1 protein-coding gene is annotated in these 298 nt (G+C 68.8%); it reads right to left on the reverse strand.

Annotated features, from left to right (window positions below; all coding sequences use genetic code 11):
• Positions 1-298: alpha-amylase family glycosyl hydrolase (locus EXE44_RS18940; RefSeq protein ID WP_241991912.1), on the reverse strand; the 298-nt coding region annotated here is incomplete at both ends.

Here is a 298-nt window from a genome sequence, read left to right on the forward strand (position 1 = left end):
TGGTCCCGGCTCCAGTAGTTCACGAGGTGCGCGACGTCCGCGAAGGAGTCGACGCCGTCGCGGCGGGTGAGCGCCTCGACCGCCCCGATCGTCTCGACGTCGTCGATCTCGTCCAGGCTCTCGAACGCCGCGTTCGTCATCCCGATCTCGTCGCCCTGGTACACGTACGGCGTGCCACTCAGGGTCAGCAGGAACGTCGCCAGGAGCGTCGCGCTCTCCCGTCGGTACTCGCCGTCGTCGCCGAACCGGGAGACGATCCGCGGCTGGTCGTGGTTCCCGAGGAAGACGGCGTTCCACC

Source organism: Halorubrum sp. SS7 (assembly GCF_005435055.1).
In the GTDB taxonomy this organism is placed as follows: Archaea; Halobacteriota; Halobacteria; order Halobacteriales; family Haloferacaceae; genus Halorubrum; species Halorubrum salinarum.